Source organism: Streptococcus shenyangsis, from assembly GCF_006385785.1.
GTDB classification, from domain to species: Bacteria; Bacillota; Bacilli; order Lactobacillales; family Streptococcaceae; genus Streptococcus; species Streptococcus shenyangsis.
Window position 1 is genome coordinate 1 of sequence record NZ_VFSH01000013.1, and the last position, 21510, is coordinate 21510.

Genomic DNA, 21510 nt, shown 5'->3' on the forward strand with positions numbered 1-21510 from the left:
TTGTAGACTATATTGATTACTACAACAATAAACGAATTAAGGTAAAACTAAAAGGACTCAGTCCTGTGCAATACAGAACTAAATCCTTCGGATAAATTGATTGTCTAACTTTTTGGGGTCAGTACATTCAGCACTTGATACTATGCGTTTTTTGATTATAAATACGAATTATTTAGTACAACTTCTCTTTATTGATGAACTGCTTGAGCTGCTGTGATAAGGGTCAACTTGTAGACATCATCAGCATTACATCCACGAGAGAGGTCGTTAACTGGCTTGTTCAAACCTTGCAAAACAGGTCCTACAGCCGCAAAGCCACCAAGACGTTCAGCCATCTTGTAGCCAATATTTCCTGCTTCGATACCTGGGAAGATGAAAACATTTGCTTGACCAGCTACCGTACTTCCAGGAGCTTTCAGAGCTGCAGTTTCTGGAACAAAGGCTGCATCAAATTGCAACTCACCATCGATTTCAAGGTCAGGACGCAAGTCGTGAGCAATTTTAGTTGCTTCTACAACCTTATCGACGCTCTCACCAAATCCTGAACCTTTAGTAGAATAGCTTAGCATAGCAATTTTAGGCTCGATGCCAAACATCTTAGCTGTAATTGCTGAGTTGATGGCAATTTCAGCCAAGGCTTCTGCATCAGGATTGATATTGATAGCACAGTCTCCAAATAGGTAACGTTCCGTACCACGAACCATGAGGAAGGCACCTGAAGTACGAGTCACATTTGGACGAGTTTTGATGATTTGTAGGGCTGGACGTACGGTTGAAGCTGTTGAGTGAATAGCTCCAGATACCATTCCATCAACCAAGCCCAAGTAAACCAACATAACACCAAAGTAATTGACATCTTCAACCAAAATCTTGCGTGCATCTTCTTCAGACATTTTGCCTTTACGACGCTCTACCAAGGCAGCAACCATTTCTTCAAATTGAGGATAATGTTGAGGGTCAATGACTTCATAACCATCCATGATCCCTTCAATTTCAAGATAAATTTTAATTTTTTCAGGATTTCCAAGCAAAACAGGAATCACTTCTGTTTCTTTTACCAAACGTTTAGTTGCTTGGAGAATACGAGGCTCTTCCCCTTCAGGGAGAACGATACGAGCATTTTTACCAACTAGGTTGGCTTTGAGACTTTCAAAAACTTCCATGAGTTTTCTCCTTTAAGATAATAATTATACTCTGAAACAGTTTTTATAGAGTATTAGTTGATAACTGAGTAATAAGGTTACTGAAATCATCCGGCAAGGGACTTTCTAACTGCAAGTCCTGTTCTAAAAATGGATGATAGAAGGATAGGTAATGGCAATGCAAGGCCTGACGTTGAATGCCGTCGTCCAGACTACCTCCGTACAAATCATCTCCCAACAAAGGAAAACCAATATGAGAAAAATGGACTCGAATTTGGTGGGTTCGTCCAGTGTGCAAACGAATATCTACCAGGTGAATATTTCCATAAGAAGCTACAATCTTGTAGGATGTATGGGCATACTTTCCACCTTTAGCCACCCGTCTGGTGATAATAGAGTCTTCATCACGCGCAATAGGAGCAATAATTTCCCCCTCTGGCTCCAAGTATCCCTCACCTTTAACCAAAGCAAAATAGCGTTTCTCGATAGACTTTTTCTGCAACTGCTTGTCTAATCGTGCATGGGCATAGCCGTGTTTTGCAAAGAGCATCAAGCCAGAAGTATCTCTATCAAGTCTGGTCACAATGTGAACCTGTTGATTTTCATAATTTTGCTTGACGTAGTAACCCTTGATAAAATTGGCAATGGTATTGGAGTGATTGACACTAGGAATAGAAGCCACTCCATAGGGTTTATTTAAGACTAGAAAATGGTCATCCTCATAGAGAATATCCAGTGGGCGCTCGATAGCTTCTAGAGTTTCAAATCCCTCCTCAGCAGGAATATCGATGATAACTCGGTCTCCAACATCCAATAGATAAGTTGCATTTTGCGGTTGGTCATTGACCAGAATAGCTCCGCCTCGAAACTTAATCTTGGCCAGCAGCCCCTTAGAAACCTCGTGCTTTTTCAAAAAGGTCTTAACCTTGACATGCTCATCTGCGATAAATTCAAACCTCATTCATCCACCTCGCCAATAAAAGCATCCTTAACACGATTCCAGAAACTGGTGTGGCTAGGTGATGCGACAAAGTGAATCTTATGATGGTCGATTTGATACTCAATACGCTCAATATTTCGGAAGGAATAAACGCTATTGTCAACCGAAATAGTATGATAATCGTTTCTCGTTGGAATAAGTTCAATCTTATCCTTCTTAGGAACAATAATGGAAGAGCCCAGCGTTCGATAGACACGATTATTAAGGCTGGCAATTTCCGTTAATTGCAAAGCTTCAATGGTAGAGTGTAAAACAGCTCCACCGAGCGACTTGTTATAGGCCGTACTACCAGTCGGAGTTGACACTGTCACCCCATCTCCACGAAAACGTTCAAAGGGAACTCCATTAATCACAATATCTGCCACCATGGTTCGATCCGACCTGCGGATGCTGGCTTCATTTAGTGCTCTAAAAATCTTTACTTCACCATTTTCAAGAAAGATCTTCACATTTAGAACAGGGTAAGAGACTCTTGCTCCTGTATCTAGCTGCAAATTAGTTACTAGCTTGTCCAACTCAAAATCACGATAGTCCGTATAGAAGCCCAAATGTCCCGTATGAACACCGATAAAGCGTACCTTGTCAAGCTGATTTTCGTACTTATGAAAGGCCGACAAGAGCATGCCATCCCCACCAATGGAAATAACGATATCTGGATTGGTATCATTGAGTATAAACTGATTTCTCTTCAAACGATCTCGCAATTCATACAAAACCCTTTGACTCTGTGGTTTTCTATTAGCTATCAGGTCAATTCGTTTACCTGTATTCTTCATCTGTATCGTCACTGTTTCCTACACCATCATTTAATTTTCTGCTCAAAGGATCAAAAAGTGCCTGAGCTTCTTGAATGTCATCACGAATTTTACCCATTTCTTCATCTAGCTGATGGGCAATCTTAGATGTAATTTCCAGTCGCTTCTTAATCTCCTCTGGGAAATCCCCTTGGTACTTGTAGTTGAGAGAATGTTCTATTGTTGCCCAGAAATTCATAGCCAAGGTACGAATTTGAATTTCTGCCAAAATAGTCTTGGCTCCATTGATAGTATCAACCGTATATTCTACTACCACGTGATAGGAACGGTAGCCTGAAGCCTTTCGATGAGTAATGTAATCTCGCTCCTGTATGATCCGCATATCCTGACGCTTGCGCAAAATAGCCACAACTTCTTGGACATCATCTACAAACTGGACCATCACACGCAAACCAGCTATATCCTGTAAATCGTGTTCCAAGGTCGCATAAGTAATGCCTCGACGGGCCATTTTTTCTTTTATACTCTCAATTGGCTTGACTCGACCAGTCACAAACTCAATCGGAGAATGCTTATTTTGCTTGCGATATTGCTTACGAATACCACGTAGTTTAATTTTTAACTCACCAACAGCTTGAATGTAAGGATCTAGAAATTCTTCCCATTCTAAGGTCATATATTCTCCCTTGTTCTCATATTATCCTTCAAAAATATCTTTGATTTTTTCTCCAGATTTATATACAATAAATACAAAGCTATTATAACATAAATCCGCTTTCAACGATAAAGAAAAGGTAAGAAAAATGAAACATTTAGAAATTGAATTGAAAACACTATTGAAAAAAGATGAATATAATCGTCTAAAAAACCAGTTCACTGGTATCACTCCTATTCTTCAAAAAAATTACTACATTGACACGCCTGATTTTGAACTACGAGAAAAGAAAGTCGCTATGCGTATTCGAACCTTTGAAGACTGGGCGGAATTGACACTCAAAGTCCCGCAAAGTGTTGGAAACATGGAATACAATCAAAAATTGCAGCTAAAAGATGCTGAAGATTATCTGAGTAAGGAAGAACTTCCTCAGGGGCTGGTTCTTGATGAATTGGCTAAACACGGTATACAAAACAAGAAATGGCATGTCCTTGGTTGTCTAACAACGCTTCGCTATGAAATGAAAACAGCTATTGGCCTCATGGCACTGGATGAGAGTCAGTACTTTAATATGACAGATTACGAATTAGAGCTTGAAGTGGAAGATCATGAGCAAGGCAAACAGGATTTCCAACAATTTTTAGAGAAAAATCAGATTTCCTACCAAAAAGCTCCCTCAAAATTAGTTCGATTTGTCAAAAGCATGAAAAATAGCTGAAATAATCTCCATTTTTTGGTAAAATAGAAGAGATAAAAATACACGAATCCCAGTTCATATATGCAAAACATATATAACTAGGATTTATGAAGTTTACAGAGGACGGTCTATAATGTCAGATAGAAAAAATATGAAACTTTTCGCACTCAACTCTAACCAAGAGATTGCACAAAAAATTGCTCAAGCTGTTGGTGTCCCACTTGGAAAACTGTCATCACGTCAATTTTCAGACGGAGAAATCCAAGTGAATATCGAAGAAAGTGTCCGTGGTTATGATGTTTACATCATCCAATCAACAAGTTTCCCTGTTAACAACCACCTAATGGAATTACTAATCATGGTCGATGCTTGTGTTCGCGCAAGTGCCCACAGTATAAACGTTGTCCTTCCATATTTTGGCTATGCACGTCAAGACCGCATTGCTTCACCACGTGAGCCACTTACAGCTAAACTAGTTGCCAATATGCTGGTTAAAGCTGGTGTTGATCGTATCCTTACTCTTGATTTGCATGCTGTTCAGGTTCAAGGCTTCTTTGATATCCCTGTCGATAACCTCTTCACAGTTCCCCTATTTGCAAAACATTACTGCGATAAGGGACTACTTGGGTCAGATGTTGTTGTCGTCAGCCCTAAAAATTCAGGTGTCAAACGCGCTCGTAGCTTGGCTGAGTATCTTGATGCTCCTATCGCCATTATCGACTACCCTCAAGACGATGCAACTCGCAACGAAGGCTATATCATTGGTGATGTTGAAGGTAAGAAAGCTATCTTGATTGATGATATTTTAAATACAGGACGTACCTTCTCTGAAGCTGCTAAAATCGTTGAACGTGAAGGGGCTACAGAAATTTATGCTGTTTCTAGCCACGGTCTCTTCGTCGAAGGAGCTGCTGAACTTCTTGACAATACTAGTATTAAAGAAATTCTTGTGACTGATTCAGTAGCAACAAAAGAAAAAACTCCTAAAAACGTATGCTACATCACTGCTAGTGAGTTAATTGGTGACGCTATCGTACGTATCCACGAAAGAAAACCAGTCAGCCCACTCTTTGCTTACAACAAAAAGAAATAAGGTGATTCTTTGATTTATTTGGACAATGCTGCAACGACTCCTATGTCAGCAGTTGCTATTTCAGCTATGACCAAGGTTTTACAAGAAACCCATGGCAATCCATCTAGTATCCATGGGCATGGTCGTCAAGCTGGCAAGCTTTTGCGAGAAGCCCGACAGGAACTATCCCAGTTATTGGGGACAAAACCTCAACATATCTTTTTCACTTCTGGTGGGACTGAGGGCAACAATACTGCTATCATTGGCTACTGCCTTCGTCACCAAGAACGAGGAAAACATATTATCACAACTGCCATCGAGCACCATGCTGTCCTTGAAACCATTGATTACTTGGTTCATCACTTTGGTTTTGAAGCAACCATTATCCAGCCAGAAAATCAAGAAATCACCGCCCAGCAAATTCAAGAGGCCTTACGCGATGATACGATTTTGGTTTCTACCATGTTTGCCAATAATGAGACAGGAAACCTACTTCCCATTGCTAAAATTGGCCAAATACTCAAGCAACACCCTGTTGCCTATCATGTTGATGCAGTTCAGGCTATTGGAAAAATCCCTATTCATCCAGAAGAATTGGGCATTGATTTTCTCACTGCTTCTGCCCATAAATTTCATGGCCCTAAGGGAATCGGCTTTCTCTACGCATCTAGCATGGACTTTGATTCCTATCTCCATGGTGGAGACCAAGAACAGAAAAAACGTGCAGGTACTGAAAATCTAGCTGCCATAGTAGGAATGGTTGCAGCCCTAAAAGAAGATTTAGAAAAGCAAGAAGAACATTTCCAACATGTACAAAATCTAGAAACTGCCTTTCTTGCGGAGCTTGAGGGAGTTCAGTATTACCTGAATAAAGGACAACACCATCTTCCTTATGTTCTCAATATTGGATTTCCTGGTCAGAAAAATGATCTCTTACTCCTTCGTCTAGATTTAGCTGGAATTTCAATCTCTACTGGCTCAGCCTGTACCGCAGGCATTGTTCAATCGAGCCATGTTCTTGAAGCTATGTACGGAGCAAATTCAGAACGCTTGAAGGAATCCGTTCGTATCAGTTTGTCGCCACAAAATACTGTTGAAGACCTACAAACCCTCGCAAAAACCTTAAAAGAAATTATCGGAGGTTAGCCATATGGCATTTGAAAAAACCATTCAGTTAAAAAATTGTCGTTACGACTACACTCTTAGCCCTTCTGTTAAAAAGTTTACCCTCAAGGACAATACTTTTTTTGAGACAAAGGTTGGTAACTATGAACTGACTCGCTTACTTGAAAAAGTTCCAAACAGCGGTGAAGGCTTCCAACTCAAAATCATTATCAATAAAGAGCTAACAGGGGCTAAAATCAATATCACTGACAAGTTTGGTCTCCGTCTGGTTGATATTTTCAAATCAGAAGACCACCACATTCATCAGGAAAAATTCTATTTCCTCATGGATAGTTTGGTAGAACGTGGTGTCTTTACAAAATCTGAAAGATAGGTCCTATATGTTTAAACTGACCTATAAAGACAGCTATCATGTAGAGCGTACTCTCAAGTATGAAGATTATGAGGCTCTCATGCTGGCTTTGTCAGGATGTGTGACCCTACCAGATACACTTTATGTGACTTCTTTGACTTTTGAGGGACAGGAAGTTTACCAAGGACTAGTCGGAGACCTCTACCGTTTTCTATCACATGCAGATTTTTTACATCAAAACTAAGATTTTTCTTAGTTTTTTCTTATTTTTGTTGATTTTTTCACAATGTTTCTATAAAATAGAAGAATAGAAAGGTTGTGATTTTGTGAAAGATAAACAGTCCGCTATTCCAAAAGCTACAGCAAAAAGACTCTCTCTCTACTATCGAATTTTTAAGAGATTTCATGCAGAAAAGATTGAACGTGCCAACTCTAAACAAATTGCAGAGGCCATCGGTATTGATTCTGCGACCGTACGTCGGGATTTTTCCTATTTTGGTGAACTTGGTCGTCGTGGTTTTGGCTATGATGTCAAAAAACTGATGACATTTTTTGCCGATTTGCTCAATGATAACTCTATTACCAATGTCATGCTGGTTGGTATTGGAAATATGGGGCATGCCCTGCTACACTACCGTTTCCACGAGCGTAACAAGATGAAAATCATCATGGCCTTTGACCTAGATGACCATCCTGAAGTCGGTACGCAAACTCCTGATGGAATTCCTATTTACGGGATTTCTCAAATCAAAGAAAAAATCAAGGATGCTGATGTTAAGACTGCTATCCTGACCGTTCCCAGCGTTAAGTCACAAGAGGTCGCTAATCTCTTGGTTGATGCTGGCGTGAAAGGAATTCTCAGTTTTTCACCAGTTCATCTTCATTTACCAAAAGACGTGGTCGTTCAATATGTTGATTTGACAAGTGAACTCCAAACCCTCCTCTACTTCATGCGAAAAGAGGATTAGAAAGCGAAAATCATTTTATGAAAAAACCAGTTATTGGGATTACAGGAAACGAAAAAACTCATCCAGATGATGACATCATGATGAGCTACGTAGCAAAAGGCTTTGTTGAAAGCGTTAAAGACGCTGGAGGGATTCCCATCATCCTACCGATTGGTGATCAAGAAATGGCCTGCCACTATATCAGTATGATTGACAAGCTCATCTTAACAGGTGGGCAAAATGTTGATCCAAAATTCTATGGTGAACCAAAAACTATTGATAGCGATGACTACCACCTTCAAAGAGATATCTTCGAACTGTCCCTCATTAAGGAAGCTATCAAACAGAAAAAGCCAATTTTCTCCATCTGTCGTGGGACTCAACTCTTTAACGTTGCTATGGGTGGGACTCTGTATCAAGATATCGAAGACCACTGGCAGGATTCTTCTGCTGAGTACACAACCCAACGCTTGGTGACAGAACCAAACACTGTTCTTCGAGAAATCTATGGAGAAATCTCTCATATCAACTCCTTCCACCACCAGAGTATCAAAGATTTAGCACCAAATTTAAAGATTGCGGCTCATGATCCTAAAGATGGTATCATTGAAGCTGTCATAAGTACGGATGATGTTGCCTTTCTCGGTGTCCAATGGCACCCAGAATTTCTATTTGAAAATCGTCCCAAGGATAAAAACCTCTTTGACTATGTCGTCAATGAACTTTAGATTAAATCTGTCTTTTCACGATAACTGAAGTAATTAGAATGAGAGACAATCAAATGGTCCAAGAGAACAATCCCCATCAGGTCGCAGGCTTCTTTGACAAGTTTAGTGACATGATCATCATTTCGACTAGGTGCTACCGCTCCTGAAGGATGATTGTGGACCAAGATGAGAGAAGTCGCCATATGCTTGATTGCATAGTGAAGAATCTCTCGCGGTTCAGCTATACTACGAGTTGCAGAACCGATAAAAATTGTCTGTTGATGGATGATTTGATTTTGAGTATTGAGATAGAGCGCCACCAGGTGCTCTTGTTTTTTATGTCCCAACTCCTGTTGCATCTTCTTGGCTAACTTTTGACTGCTGAGAATACTTTCCATTTCAAGGGTCTCGTGTTTGTGGATACGATGCCCCAGTTCAATCATAGCTTGCAATTCTATAGCCTTAACTCGCCCGATGCCAGACAGACTCTGCAATTCCTGCAGGGTCATTTTTTTTAAATCCGTTAAGCTTGAAAGATTGCTCAAGACTTTCTGGGCAATTTCAAAAACACTAGCCTGACGTGTTCCTGTTCTGAGTAAAATAGCTAGTAACTCTTGATTACTGAGCGCTTCTACTCCTTCTTGGGCCAGTCTTTCTCTTGGCAATAGTGAATCTTCTTGGAATGAAATACTGTACATAAAAATCCTCCTCACTTTATTATTCGTGAGAAGGATGAAAAATTAGATTTTTTTCTCAATTGGGGCTACACTGGCTAAAAGTTTTTTCAGGCCAACCTCTGGGAAATTGATTTTCAACTCCTGCGTAGCACCGCTACCTGAAACTTCCAGAACAGTTCCCTCTCCCCATTTATTGTGGAGGGCAATATCACCAATGGACCAATTTGTCTCACTAGACGCTGATTTTGCGCCAGCTGTAAATTGACCAAATGGGAGACCGCTTGATTGGATAGTTCTTGGGGCAGCACTACGTTTACGGTCTTGAAGAGCTTGGGCAAGACTCATACCTTGACCGAAGGCAAGAGCACCACTGCTATAAGACGCTTTAAAACTTGTATTTGCAGGACGAGCCAGACCTTGATATTCAAGCAAGTCTGAACTGATTTCGTTAATAAAACGAGTCGGACGGTTGTAGTTGGTACGACCAAAAAGCAGGCGCGAGTTGGCATTGGTCAGATAGAGGACTTTCTCTGCACGCGTAATTCCTACATAGGCCAGACGGCGTTCTTCTTCTAATTCATCTGGATCCTCAGCTGCACGACTAAGCGGGAAGACATTTTCTTCCATCCCAATCAAAAAGACAACTGGAAACTCGAGACCTTTGGCAGCATGCAGGGTCATCAGGGTCACTTCTGATGTCTCCTGACTACCTGAATCTGTGTCTGCAATTAAGGCCAAATCATTTAAGAAACGACTCAGTTTATCCAGACCAGTTTCCTCTTCTGACACATTAGAGGTGTCATCAAAGTTTTTCGTCACAGAAAGGAACTCTTCGATATTTTCAACCCGAGCCTTACTTTCCAGAGTTGCTTGAGCATTAAGAATATCAATGTAACCTGTTTTTTCTAGAACTGCTTCAACCAACTCAGTAATGCTTAACTGGTCCAGTTGCTCCCGCAAATCCAGAATCATATTGGCAAAATCCCAGATAGACTGGGCTGCTTTTCCTTTGATGCCAGACAACATGATGTTTGCTGAAGCATCTATCATAGACACATTTTGCATATTTGCAAAATCACGGATTTTCTCAACAGTGCCTGGCCCAATTCCACGTTTCGGTTCGTTGATAATACGCTCAAAACTGATATTGTCACTCAAATTGGCAATGAGGTTGAGGTAAGCGATAATATCACGGATTTCCTTACGGCTGTAGAACTTTGTTCCTCCAACCATGGTATAAGGAATATTTGACTTGAGCAAGGCTTCCTCAATAGTACGAGACTGCGCATTTGTACGATAGAGAACTGCAAAATCCTTGTGAAGGAAGTTTTGACTACGACCTAGTTCATCAATTGTTCTGGCTACAAATACAGCCTCATCTAGCTCATCATTGGCACGATAGTAAACGATTTGCTCCCCTTCAGCATTCTGGGTCCAGAGATTCTTAGGACGGCGGTTTTTATTGTTTTTAATGACCTCGTTGGCCGCTTGAAGAATGGTTTTAGTTGAGCGGTAATTCTCCTCCAACAAAACAACCTTGGCTTGGGGATAATCTTTCTCGAAATCCAAAATATTCTGCATATCAGCACCACGCCAACCGTAGATAGACTGGTCCGCATCCCCAACCACACAGATATTTTTAAATCGCGAAGCCAAGAGTTTGACCAATTGGTACTGGGCATGGTTGGTATCTTGGTACTCATCAACGTGGATGTACTGGAACTTCTGCTGATAGTAGGTCAAAACATCAGGATTTTGATCAAAGAGACGCAAGGTCAGCATAATCAAATCATCAAAGTCAACTGACTCCGACTGACGCAGTTCTTTTTGGTAAGCAGTGTAACACTGGGACACGATTTGCGTATACATATCGCCAGCTTGGGCAGCATAAGCTACATCATCAATCAGGTCATTCTTGGCATTGGAAATGGTCCCTAAGATGCTTCGTTCATTCCATTTTTTAGGATCCAAGTTCAACTGCTTGAGAATGCGTTTCATGAGCGTTCGCTGCTCCCCAGGATCTACAATAGTGAAATTGCGGTTGTAGCCAATATGGTCCGCATCACGACGCAAAATACGAACACACATGGAGTGGAAGGTCGCAATCAGACAGTCCTGAGTAGCTGGATTAAGGTTATAAGCACGCTCTTTCATCTCACGCGCAGCCTTGTTGGTAAAGGTAATGGCCAAGATATTCCAAGGATTGACTAGCTTTTCATCAATCAAATAAGCAATGCGGTGGGTCAAAACTCGAGTCTTCCCAGAGCCAGCCCCTGCCATGATTAACAAGGGACCTTCTGTCGTTTGCACCGCCTCAGCCTGACGGTCATTCATTCCATTTAATAATGCGTTCATCTTCTCTTCCTTACTCTTGAAGTCAATATTTCTATTATATCAGAAATCAGGGAAAATATCTTTACCTAGACTGGTTGCGTCTAGAAGGCAACTCCTTATATCTAGATAAAAAAATGAGCTTGGATTACAATTTCCAAACTCATTTATTACTCAATGAAAATCGAAGTGCAAACTAGGAAGCTAGCCGCAGGCTGTACTTGAGTACGGCAAGGTGAAGCTGACGTGGTTTGAAGAGATTTTCGAAGAGTATAAAGTCAATTTCAATATACTAGAACAAACCTAATACTGTTCCATCGCTTTCAACATCCATGTTGAGAGCAGCTGGTCGTTTTGGAAGGCCTGGCATGGTCATAACATCGCCAGTTAGAGCAACGATAAAGCCTGCCCCTAATTTTGGTACTAATTCACGAATGGTAATTTCAAAGTTTTCAGGTGCTCCAAGTGCATTTGGATTGTCTGAGAAACTGTACTGAGTCTTAGCCATACAGATTGGCAATTTGTCCCAACCGTTTTGAACGATTTGAGCGATTTGTGTTTGAGCTTTCTTCTCAAAGTTTACTTTGCTACCACGGTAGATTTCAGTAACAATCTTTTCAATCTTTTCTTGGACAGAAAGGTCATTATCGTACAAACGTTTGTAGTTAGCTGGATTTTCAGAGATAGTCTTGACAACCGTTTCAGCAAGAGCTACTCCACCTTCTGCACCATCAGCCCAGACACTTGCCAACTCAACTGGTACATCGATTGAGGCACAAAGTTCTTTCAAGGCTGCAATTTCAGCTTCTGTATCAGAAACAAATTCATTGATTGCTACAACTGCAGGTACTCCAAATTTACGGATATTTTCAACATGGCGTTTCAAGTTGGCAAAACCTGCTCTAACTGCTTCTACATTTTCCTCTGTCAAAGCGTCTTTAGCCACGCCACCATTCATCTTAAGGGCACGAAGGGTTGCAACAATAACTACTGCATCTGGAGATGTTGGCAAGTTTGGTGTCTTAATATCAAGGAATTTCTCGGCACCAAGGTCTGCACCGAAACCAGCTTCAGTAACTGTGTAATCAGCCAAGTGAAGGGCTGTGCTTGTTGCCAAGACTGAATTACATCCGTGAGCAATATTGGCAAATGGACCACCGTGTACAAAAGCAGGCGTTCCATAAATTGTCTGAACCAAGTTTGGCTTAATCGCATCCTTCAAAATCAAAGCCAAGGCACCTTCAACCTGCAAATCACCTACAGAAACTGGTGTACGTTCATAACGATAACCGATAACGATATTGGCCAAACGGTGTTTCAAGTCCTCGATGTCTGTTGCCAAGCAAAGAATCGCCATGATTTCAGAAGCGACGGTAATGTCAAAGCCATCCTCACGAGGAATACCGTTTAGAGGGCCACCAAGTCCAACAGTCACATGGCGAAGAGCACGGTCGTTCAAGTCCACTACACGTTTCCAGAGGATACGACGTTGGTCAATTCCCAGCTCATTGCCTTGGTGCAAGTGGTTGTCAATCAAGGCAGAAAGGGCGTTGTTGGCAGTTGTAATGGCATGCATATCCCCAGTAAAGTGGAGATTGATGTCCTCCATTGGTAAAACTTGAGCGTAGCCACCTCCTGCAGCACCCCCCTTAATCCCCATTACTGGACCAAGAGATGGTTCGCGGATAGCAATCATGGTTTTCTTGCCAATCTTGTTCAAGGCATCCGCAAGACCAATGGTAATAGTTGATTTTCCTTCGCCTGCAGGTGTTGGATTGATGGCAGTAACCAAAATCAATTTCCCAACTGGATTGCTCTCAACTGCACGAATTTTATCAAAGCTAAGCTTAGCCTTGTACTTTCCATACAACTCCAAATCGTCGTAAGAAATACCAAGTTTCTCTACAACATCAACGATTGGTTTCAACTCAATACTCTGTGCGATTTCAATATCTGTTTTCATTCAAAACTCCTCTAACCTCTTATATGATAATTCATTATAACACAAAACAAGATTTTTAACATCCAAAAACTCTCTAAACGTTCGTAAATATCCCTATTTTTAAGGTTTTTAGAGCCCTTTCTTAAATTTTATATGGCTTTATAGTTTGAAACTATAGTAAATCTCCGTTTTTACCAAAAATTTATCGCTTTCATTTTACTTACCGTTTATTTTTGTGTACAATAGTGCTATGAAAATTTTAGTTACATCGGGCGGTACCAGTGAAGCTATTGATAGCGTCCGCTCTATCACTAACCATTCTACCGGTCGCTTGGGCAAAATCATCACAGAAACCTTGCTTGCTGCAGGGTATGAAGTTTGTTTGATTACAACAAAACGAGCTCTGAAGCCAAAAGCTCATCCCAACCTAAATATTATAGAAATTAACAATACCAAGGACCTTCTTCTGGAAATGCAAGAACGTGTTCAGGATTATCAGGTCTTAATCCACTCAATGGCTGTTTCTGACTACACTCCTGTCTATATGACAGGGCTTGAGGAAGTCCAAGCTAGCTCCAATATAGAAGAGTTTTTAAGCAAGCAAAATCATCAGACTAAGATTTCTTCAACTGATGAGGTTCAGGTTTTGTTCCTTAAAAAAACACCCAAAATCATCTCTCTAGTCAAGGAATGGAATCCTACTATTCATCTGATTGGTTTCAAACTGCTTGTTGATGTCTCTGAGGATTATCTCATCGAGATTGCCCGAAAAAGTCTTATCAAGAATCAAGCAGACTTAATCATTGCAAATGACCAAACTCAAATTTCAACAGACAAGCATCGTGCAATCTTTGTTGAGAAAGATCAGCTTCAAACAGTCAAGACTAAAGAAGAAATTGCAGAACTCCTCCTTGAAAAAATTCAAGCCTACCATTCTTAGAAAGGAAAGATATGGCACATATTCTCTTGGCTGTAACAGGGTCAATCGCCTCTTACAAGTCGGCAGATTTAGTCAGTTCTCTAAAAAAACAAGGTCATCAAGTCACGGTTTTAATGACTCAGGCCGCTACAGAGTTTATCCAACCTTTGACACTACAGGTCTTATCACAGAATCCTGTCCACCTTGATGTCATGAAGGAACCCTATCCTAATCAGATTAATCATATCGAACTTGGAAAAAAGGCAGACTTATTTATCGTAGCCCCTGGAACAGCTAACACAATTGCAAAGCTAGCCCACGGCTATGCTGACAACATGGTAACCAGCATAGCTCTAGCCTTGCCAAAAAATATTCCTAAACTCATCGCACCTGCTATGAATACAAAGATGTATGAACATCCAGCAACTCAGGCTAATCTGAAAACATTAGAAACCTACGGCTATCAGCTAATTTCTCCTAAGGAATCTTTACTAGCTTGTGGAGACCACGGAAGAGGAGCCTTAGCCGACCTCACAATTATTTTAGAAAGAATAGAGGAAACTCTCGATGAAAAAACGCTCTAATATTGCACCTATTGCTATCTTTTTTGCAACCATGCTCGTGATACACTTTCTGAGCTCGCTTGCCTTTAATCTTTTTCCATTTCCAATCAAACCGACCATTGTTCATATTCCTGTCATTATTGCCAGCATTATCTATGGTCCACGAGTTGGGGTTACACTTGGATTTTTGATGGGACTTCTTAGCTTGACCGTTAACACTATTACAATTCTACCGACAAGCTACCTCTTCTCACCATTTGTACCAAATGGAAACATCTACTCAGCTATCATTGCCATCGTCCCACGTATTTTGATTGGTTTAACTCCTTATCTAGTCTATAAACTAATGAAAAACAAGACTGGTCTGATTTTAGCTGGTGCCCTAGGCTCACTTACCAACACAGTCTTTGTACTTGGTGGAATTTTCTACCTTTTTGGAAATGTCTTTGATGGTAATATCCAAAAACTCTTAGCAACCGTTATCTCAACAAACTCCATTGCCGAATTAGTCATTTCCGCAGTTCTAACCCTAGCCATTGTTCCACGACTACAGACTTTAAAAAAATAAAAACAATCTCCACTTTCAAACCTGAAGGTGGAGATTTTGTTTGATATAGTTACTATTATTAGTGAAATCTTTACCAATATCTAACTATAGTGGATTTAACCTAGAATATTACACCAAGGATTCTAAAACGTTTCTAGAAATTAATTTGACTTTCCTAATCTCTTTGTTCATATCTTATTTCAATCTACTATAAAAATGACCTATAAACCTAAGTAAATCCTTGCTTTATTGTCTTGTTTATAGTACTATACTAGTGTATATACAGTTAAAAAGGAGATTCTTATGAATACACGGAAAAAGACACAATTTATGACAATGACAGCCCTTTTAACGGCTATTGCGATTTTGATTCCAATTGTTATGCCCTTTAAGATTGTCATTCCACCTGCTTCTTACACTTTGGGGAGCCATATCGCTATTTTTATCGCTATGTTCTTGTCGCCCTTGATGGCAGTTTTTGTCATCCTAGCCTCTAGTTTTGGATTTTTGATGGCTGGCTATCCTATGGTTATCGTTTTTCGAGCTTTTTCCCATATCTTTTTTGGTACTTTGGGAGCTCTTTACCTACAAAAATTCCCCGATACACTAGATAAACCAAAAACTTCCTGGATTTTCAACTTTGTTTTGGCTGTCGTTCATGCCCTTGCTGAAGTATTAGCCTGTGTCCTTTTTTACGCAACTTCTGGTACTAATGTAGAAAATATGTTTTATGTTCTCTTTGTGCTAGTTGGATTTGGTACAATCATCCATAGTATGGTAGACTATACATTAGCACTAGCTGTCTATAAAGTGCTTCGAAAACGCCGGTAAAAGGAAGAACTATGACAAAAGATCGCAAACAAGCCCTGCTCCAACTCTTGAAAGAAGCTCCTAAAGCCCTCAATGGCCAAAGTTTGGCGGAACATTTTCATGTCACACGTCAGGTCATTGTCCAGGACATTGCAATTTTGAGAGCCGATGGCGCTCCTATCCTATCCACCAATCGTGGCTACGTCTATAAGCAAGTTGATGTCAATCCATACGTCCACAAACTTTTCAAAGTTAAACATGAAGTTGAAGAAATCGGGCAGGAACTCCTTGCTATCGTAGATAATGGTGGACGTGTTCAAAATACCTTGATTGACCATCCCGTTTATGGAGAAATTGAAACCTTGCTGAAACTGTCTTGTCGCAGAGATGTGCAACATTTTCTAGAACAAGTCGAGCATTCTGATTTTAGACCTCTGTCTGAATTAACAGATGGCATCCATTACCACCTAGTCGAAGCTGAAACACAACAAGACCTCCACTATATCGAGGAGGCCTTGGATCAACTTGGTTATTTAGTAAAAGACTAGAAGATTTTCTTCTCCCAATCATCTTCTGTACGGCGAGGGTAGAAAAACTCTGATTTGTCAGGAGCTTCCATCATTTCCATCAAAGGTAACATATCATAGGCCAGATCCAAGTTTGGAAGCTGGTCTTTTTGCACCCAAGAAACTTCTCCTTCTTCTGAAGATTGAAGAGTTCCAGTAAACTCGGTCGCCTTATAACAAATGACAATATAGCGCCCACCTGTATCTAGTGGCCAATTTTTAATGCCGACAAGTTGAGGATTCTGAATAGTCAACCCTGTTTCTTCGTAGATCTCACGAATGACAGACTCTACGAAAGATTCGCCATTTTCTACATGGCCTCCTGGAAAGGCATAACCAGACCAGCGATTGTTTTCAGGAGCACGATACTGCATCACCACGCGCTGAGTTTCGAGGTCTTCAATCAGACAAATATTTGTTAAAATCGTTAATTGGGAACGGGACATAAATTTACTCGCTTTCTAATTTTGAATTATCTTTCACTTTAAACTTAATTACCTTATAACTCTGAAACTTTAAAAAGACACTACTACCTGAACGCCATCCTTTAGCACAATAGTAGTAAGAAAACTCATATAAGGAATCTGGTGTCTCTGAATTATCTATCCGTTTGAAATAAATTCTACCATTCCATCTTCTACTCTAAATCGTTCTCAACTTAACGATAAGGGATTTTTGAACTTTCTATCTCTATTTCAGGATTAGCAAGTTTGAGATAAGGAGCAATATAGTCAGCATCCGTAACTTTTGGACCGAGGATAACCTTCGAATATTTTAAAGGAGCCAGATTGATGTATACAAATAAATCATATCTACCATTATCTTTCGGGCTTAATACGATATGCTTCCTATAATCATTATAGTTAACTTTATCAAAAATTTCTAACCCAATCTCTTCTTTCTTCAAAAAATTCTCATTTGATAAATCATTACCATCTCTATTAATAATTTTTTGAATAGCAGTATCATCTAAATTAATTAAAATACGATACTCCATTTCATACTCATAGTCTTTAACTTTAAAAAGGTAAGAAATCTTCTTCAATTTCTCAGCAAAACTTATTAATTCTTTTTCAGCTTTAAGATCCTGTAATTTTTCAAAAATTTGTTTTAACCTAGAAAGAGATTTATCGACATCCGATTCTTCTTTCTTATCTGAGTTCAAATCTAAATAATGAATTTTAACAAACTCAATGTATTTATGTGCAACAATGCCTTCAAGATAAGTCTTATCATATTCAAGAAATGCACCTTGAGAGGAATCAGCATACTCCTTCCACATAGGTAAACTATCAGAAACTACAGTTAAGGAAGATATAAACACATTTGAAGTTTGATAGTTATGGAAAAATGTATTATCCATCCCTAAATAATCGTAGATCGCTCTTCCCTCCATTGGGTCATTTAACTGTTTTAGATGGGTCAGTCGTAAAAACGGAGATTTTACTTTAGAATCATTTTCATTGTCATCTTTCCAGTCAGCTCTTATAAGAAAACTTGTTAATGTGTCAATCTTAGTATAATGTCCAAAGGAAGCAATTGTTTGAAAATCTTTAACATCAACTTTCAATTTTGAACGAATATCATAAATGATATCATCAGCTTGATTCAAAAGTTTATCAGTATCTGAAGAGAGAATAAAACTGGAATCTCCCTCTTCATCCAATGTATCATTGTCAAATCTTTCGAGTAATTGGATTACTTGATCTCGAATAATATCTGAGTCATTTTTCTTTTCAATACTACTAATAACTTTTATGCATGATTCAATAACTTCTTCGGATGATTCAATAACTTCATTAAAGTGTCGTGCTAAAAAATCAAGGTATTCCTCGACATAATCAGCTCGAGGATTCTCTATGTATAAGTCATTAATTGTTCCAAGGTGCTCCATTTGAAAAATAGATATTTTCTTATCTAGTGAAAAATACCAATAATCAATAGCTTCAAAATTGTATGTTTTTATTATGAAATCAATTATACTTTTTAGTTTCTGTATCAAAAATATCTTTGTTTCTCTTGAAACTTTTCCTTCGATTAATGCCATATAAAAAACTGAAAAAACTGAAGAAACAATAACGTTTTTTTCAGTAGATGGTATTTCAATTACCCAATTAAGAATCGTCAAGAAAGGAGAATCTTCTTCAAAAAAAGCAATATTGGCATCTACATCTTCTATTTTATTCAAATAGTCATATAAACAATGTGAATACCAAAAACAGATATTATCAAATTCAGAATCAGTATTTTGTGCTTTTATTTTTCGGGAAATAATGTCGCCAAAACTCTCTAAAATCTTTCTTTGTACTGAAATAAAAATATATTCTTCGACATAACTGATTAGCAAAAAAATGTCATACAAATTCTTAATTTGCTCTTCTTCAGGGAATTCTAAATAAACTTTTAAAAAAGCATTGAGCTCATTTTTTAATTCTTTTATATTTTCTGAATGATGCCTAATCACTATGATAATATGCTCTACATATTTAAATTGATCTTCTTTAGTTAGAACTAAATAATCATTTATAAGATTTGTTAGCTCAATTCTTAATTCAATTTCATCCATATTTCTAAAAATCTCTACTAAATCATATGGATTGATTTCATTTGTAAAATAATTTAACTTTTCCATTTCATCTCCTTCTAAAACCTACCCCAAAGCCTTGACTTCCAACATCATATCTCGGATCTGAGCAGCTAACTCGAAATCAAGCACTTCGACGGCTTCTTGCATTTGTTTTTCCAGTTTCTTGACCAATTCTTTGCGTTCTTGTTTGTTAAGGCTATTGATATCGACTTCCTTGTCCTCTTCTTTAGCCACAGTTTTGGTAACAGAAATAAGATCACGTATTTCCTTCTTAATAGTTTGTGGCACGATACCGTGTTCTTTATTATAAGCCATCTGAATCTGACGACGGCGGGCAGTTTCATCGATGGCTTTTTGCATAGATTGAGTCATAGTATCAGCATACATGATCACATGCCCTTCGCTATTACGAGCAGCACGACCAATGGTTTGAATGAGTCCACGCTCATTACGAAGGAAGCCTTCCTTGTCAGCATCGAGAATGGCAACTAAACTTACTTCAGGTACATCAATCCCTTCACGAAGAAGATTGATGCCGACCAAGACATCAAAGACTCCCAATCGTAAATCTCGAATAATCTCTGTCCGCTCTAAAGTCTTGATATCCGAGTGCATGTACTTGACCTTGATGCCCATTTCTTTGAAGTAGTCAGTCAAGTCTTCAGCCATTTTCTTGGTCAAGGTTGTAATAAAGGTACGTTCGTTCCTTTCAACACGGGCATTGATTTCACCTAAGAGATCATCAATCTGTCCCATAGTCGGACGGACTTCCACTTCAGGATCCAAGAGCCCAGTCGGTCGAATGATTTGCTCGATCACTGTCTCGGTCTGTTCATTTTCATAGTCACCAGGTGTCGCTGAAACGTAGACAATCTGGTGCACATGACTTTCAAACTCCTCACGGCGTAAAGGTCGATTGTCCAAGGCAGACGGCAAACGGAAACCATAATTAACCAGCATTTCTTTACGCGAACGGTCTCCATTGTACATGCCCTTGATTTGCCCCATTGTCATGTGACTCTCGTCAATCATAATCAAGAAATCATCTGGGAAGAAGTCGAGAAGGGTATAAGGAGGCTCACCCTCACTCCGTCCATCCATGTGACGTGAATAGTTCTCAACCCCGTTGGTATAACCCATCTCACGCAGCATTTCGATATCATACTCTGTCCTCTGTTTCAAACGTTGGGCTTCAAGCAGTTTACCTTCCTTCTCAAAGACAGCTAGTTGTTCTTCTAATTCTGCTTGAATCTTGGCAATGGCAACTTCCATGTGGTCGTCATTGGTCACAAAGTGAGTCGCTGGGAAAATCGCCAAATGATCCACTTCGCCAAGGACTTGACCTGTCAAAGCCTCCACTTCGCGGATACGATCAATCTCATCTCCAAAGAATTCTACTCGAAAAGCGTGTTCATCTCGGGAAGCTGGGAAAATCTCCACCACATCCCCACGAACACGAAATCTTCCCCGTTGGAAATCAATATCATTGCGTTCAAACTGAATATCGACCAAATCATTCAAAAGTTTATCACGAGAAATCTCTAAACCTGGACGCAGACTCACGACACTGTCGGCGTATTCCTTTGGCGAACCCAAACCATAGATACAAGAGACTGAGGCCACGACAATAACATCATTACGCTCCAAAAGGGCTGAAGTCGCTGAGTGACGGAGTTTGTCAATCTCATCGTTAACAGAACTATCCTTCTCAATATAGGTATCGCTAGAAGGGACATAGGCCTCAGGTTGGTAATAATCATAGTAAGACACAAAGTATTCAACAGCATTTTCAGGGAAAAATTCCTTAAACTCCCCATAGAGCTGTCCTGCTAGAGTTTTATTGTGGGCAATAACCAGAGTTGGTTTATTGACTTTGGAAATGACCTGACTCATGGTATAGGTCTTCCCTGTACCAGTCGCCCCCATGAGAATCTGAGCTTTTTCTCCCCCCTCAATGTTATCTACCAACTGCTCGATAGCTTGGGGTTGATCTCCTGATGGTTGGTATTTTGATACTAATTTAAATTGATTGTCTGTAATGCGATTGATCATAAGAATCCTCTCTCCATGTGCTATTCCTATTTTAACATACTTGTAGCATTTTCACGAAGAAAAG

The 21510-nt window shown here is 39.6% G+C and carries 23 protein-coding genes; 13 read left to right on the forward strand and 10 right to left on the reverse strand.

From position 1 onward, the window contains the following. On the forward strand, nt 1-95 hold a 95-nt coding region (locus tag FJR77_RS08555; protein WP_140834408.1), incomplete at its 5' end, for an IS3 family transposase. A gap of 93 nt (nt 96-188) precedes the next feature. On the opposite strand, the gene pta is transcribed toward FJR77_RS08555, so the two are convergent. Genes pta through FJR77_RS08575 form a run of 4 tightly spaced genes read right to left on the reverse strand, consistent with a single transcriptional unit; the run spans nt 189 to nt 3573 of the window. Next, nucleotides 189-1163, reverse strand: coding sequence for a phosphate acetyltransferase (pta, locus tag FJR77_RS08560; RefSeq protein ID WP_140834410.1), 975 nt, complete (start codon nt 1161-1163; stop codon nt 189-191). 43 nt (nt 1164-1206) lie between these two features. Then, the gene (locus FJR77_RS08565) at nt 1207-2103 is read right to left on the reverse strand and encodes an RluA family pseudouridine synthase (protein ID WP_001209996.1); all 897 of its coding nucleotides are present in this window, start codon (nt 2101-2103) and stop codon (nt 1207-1209) included. Next, entirely contained in the window at nt 2100-2918 is an 819-nt protein-coding gene (locus tag FJR77_RS08570; RefSeq protein WP_140834412.1) for an NAD kinase, read from the reverse strand. The genes FJR77_RS08565 and FJR77_RS08570 overlap by 4 nt, the downstream gene beginning before the upstream one ends. After that, nucleotides 2902-3573: a GTP pyrophosphokinase gene (locus tag FJR77_RS08575; protein ID WP_000171685.1), complete on the reverse strand. Its 672-nt coding sequence runs from the start codon at nt 3571-3573 to the stop codon at nt 2902-2904. Before FJR77_RS08575 ends, FJR77_RS08570 begins: the two co-directional genes overlap by 17 nt. A 127-nt stretch (nt 3574-3700) precedes the next feature. Between FJR77_RS08575 and FJR77_RS08580 the strand changes: the two genes are divergently transcribed. The 7 genes from FJR77_RS08580 (at nt 3701) to FJR77_RS08610 (ending at nt 8473) form a co-directional block, all read left to right on the forward strand. Continuing rightward, a complete protein-coding gene (locus FJR77_RS08580; RefSeq protein WP_140834414.1) occupies nt 3701-4270 on the forward strand; it encodes a CYTH domain-containing protein in 570 nt (189 codons plus the stop codon). 112 nt (nt 4271-4382) lie between these two features. Then, complete coding sequence (locus tag FJR77_RS08585) at nt 4383-5342, forward strand: ribose-phosphate diphosphokinase (protein WP_001283819.1); 960 nt, start codon at nt 4383-4385, stop codon at nt 5340-5342. A gap of 9 nt (nt 5343-5351) precedes the next feature. Continuing rightward, nucleotides 5352-6467, forward strand: a complete 1116-nt coding sequence (locus FJR77_RS08590; RefSeq protein ID WP_140834415.1) for a cysteine desulfurase family protein — start codon at nt 5352-5354, stop codon at nt 6465-6467. Between the two features lie 4 nt (nt 6468-6471). Continuing rightward, a complete protein-coding gene (locus tag FJR77_RS08595; protein WP_000863540.1) occupies nt 6472-6819 on the forward strand; it encodes a DUF1831 domain-containing protein in 348 nt (115 codons plus the stop codon). Nucleotides 6820-6826: 7 nt separating this feature from the next. Next, the gene (locus tag FJR77_RS08600) at nt 6827-7042 is read left to right on the forward strand and encodes a DUF4649 family protein (RefSeq protein ID WP_061759713.1); all 216 of its coding nucleotides are present in this window, start codon (nt 6827-6829) and stop codon (nt 7040-7042) included. Between the two features lie 82 nt (nt 7043-7124). After that, nucleotides 7125-7766 (forward strand): redox-sensing transcriptional repressor Rex, encoded by a 642-nt coding sequence (locus FJR77_RS08605; RefSeq protein ID WP_020901411.1) that lies wholly within the window; start codon nt 7125-7127, stop codon nt 7764-7766. A 17-nt stretch (nt 7767-7783) separates the two neighbouring features. Continuing rightward, nucleotides 7784-8473 carry a gamma-glutamyl-gamma-aminobutyrate hydrolase family protein gene (locus FJR77_RS08610; protein WP_140834417.1) on the forward strand — a complete coding sequence of 230 codons (690 nt, stop codon included), beginning with the start codon at nt 7784-7786 and terminating at the stop codon, nt 8471-8473. Here FJR77_RS08610 and radC read toward each other — a convergent pair. From radC to FJR77_RS08630, 3 genes are all read right to left on the reverse strand, one after another. After that, on the reverse strand, nt 8470-9150 hold the full coding sequence (radC, locus tag FJR77_RS08615) for a RadC family protein (RefSeq protein ID WP_000286933.1): 681 nt from the start codon (nt 9148-9150) through the stop codon (nt 8470-8472). The two genes, FJR77_RS08610 and radC, sit on opposite strands and share 4 nt — an antisense overlap. A gap of 42 nt (nt 9151-9192) precedes the next feature. Beyond that, the gene (pcrA, locus tag FJR77_RS08620; RefSeq protein WP_140834419.1) at nt 9193-11484 is read right to left on the reverse strand and encodes a DNA helicase PcrA; all 2292 of its coding nucleotides are present in this window, start codon (nt 11482-11484) and stop codon (nt 9193-9195) included. Between the two features lie 268 nt (nt 11485-11752). Continuing rightward, the gene (locus tag FJR77_RS08630) at nt 11753-13423 is read right to left on the reverse strand and encodes a formate--tetrahydrofolate ligase (protein ID WP_140834421.1); all 1671 of its coding nucleotides are present in this window, start codon (nt 13421-13423) and stop codon (nt 11753-11755) included. Between the two features lie 229 nt (nt 13424-13652). Between FJR77_RS08630 and coaB the strand changes: the two genes are divergently transcribed. The 5 genes from coaB to FJR77_RS08655 all read left to right on the forward strand — a co-directional run bounded on the left by coaB (nt 13653) and on the right by FJR77_RS08655 (nt 16789). After that, nucleotides 13653-14342, forward strand: a complete 690-nt coding sequence (gene coaB, locus FJR77_RS08635) for a phosphopantothenate--cysteine ligase (protein ID WP_140834423.1) — start codon at nt 13653-13655, stop codon at nt 14340-14342. 11 nt (nt 14343-14353) lie between these two features. After that, a complete protein-coding gene (gene coaC, locus FJR77_RS08640) occupies nt 14354-14905 on the forward strand; it encodes a phosphopantothenoylcysteine decarboxylase (RefSeq protein WP_140834425.1) in 552 nt (183 codons plus the stop codon). Further along, nucleotides 14889-15452 carry an ECF transporter S component gene (locus tag FJR77_RS08645; RefSeq protein WP_050103755.1) on the forward strand — a complete coding sequence of 188 codons (564 nt, stop codon included), beginning with the start codon at nt 14889-14891 and terminating at the stop codon, nt 15450-15452. Before coaC ends, FJR77_RS08645 begins: the two co-directional genes overlap by 17 nt. A 282-nt stretch (nt 15453-15734) precedes the next feature. Then, nucleotides 15735-16262 carry an ECF transporter S component gene (locus FJR77_RS08650; protein WP_140834427.1) on the forward strand — a complete coding sequence of 176 codons (528 nt, stop codon included), beginning with the start codon at nt 15735-15737 and terminating at the stop codon, nt 16260-16262. An 11-nt stretch (nt 16263-16273) separates the two neighbouring features. Further along, entirely contained in the window at nt 16274-16789 is a 516-nt protein-coding gene (locus tag FJR77_RS08655) for a transcription repressor NadR (protein WP_000159189.1), read from the forward strand. Here FJR77_RS08655 and FJR77_RS08660 read toward each other — a convergent pair. The 3 genes from FJR77_RS08660 to uvrB form a co-directional block, all read right to left on the reverse strand. Further along, nucleotides 16786-17253: an 8-oxo-dGTP diphosphatase gene (locus FJR77_RS08660; RefSeq protein ID WP_140834429.1), complete on the reverse strand. Its 468-nt coding sequence runs from the start codon at nt 17251-17253 to the stop codon at nt 16786-16788. The two genes, FJR77_RS08655 and FJR77_RS08660, sit on opposite strands and share 4 nt — an antisense overlap. A 212-nt stretch (nt 17254-17465) precedes the next feature. Beyond that, complete coding sequence (locus FJR77_RS08665; protein ID WP_235888728.1) at nt 17466-19439, reverse strand: DUF2971 domain-containing protein; 1974 nt, start codon at nt 19437-19439, stop codon at nt 17466-17468. 18 nt (nt 19440-19457) lie between these two features. After that, complete coding sequence (uvrB, locus tag FJR77_RS08670; protein WP_140834431.1) at nt 19458-21446, reverse strand: excinuclease ABC subunit UvrB; 1989 nt, start codon at nt 21444-21446, stop codon at nt 19458-19460. Nucleotides 21447-21510: the final 64 nt, after the last annotated feature.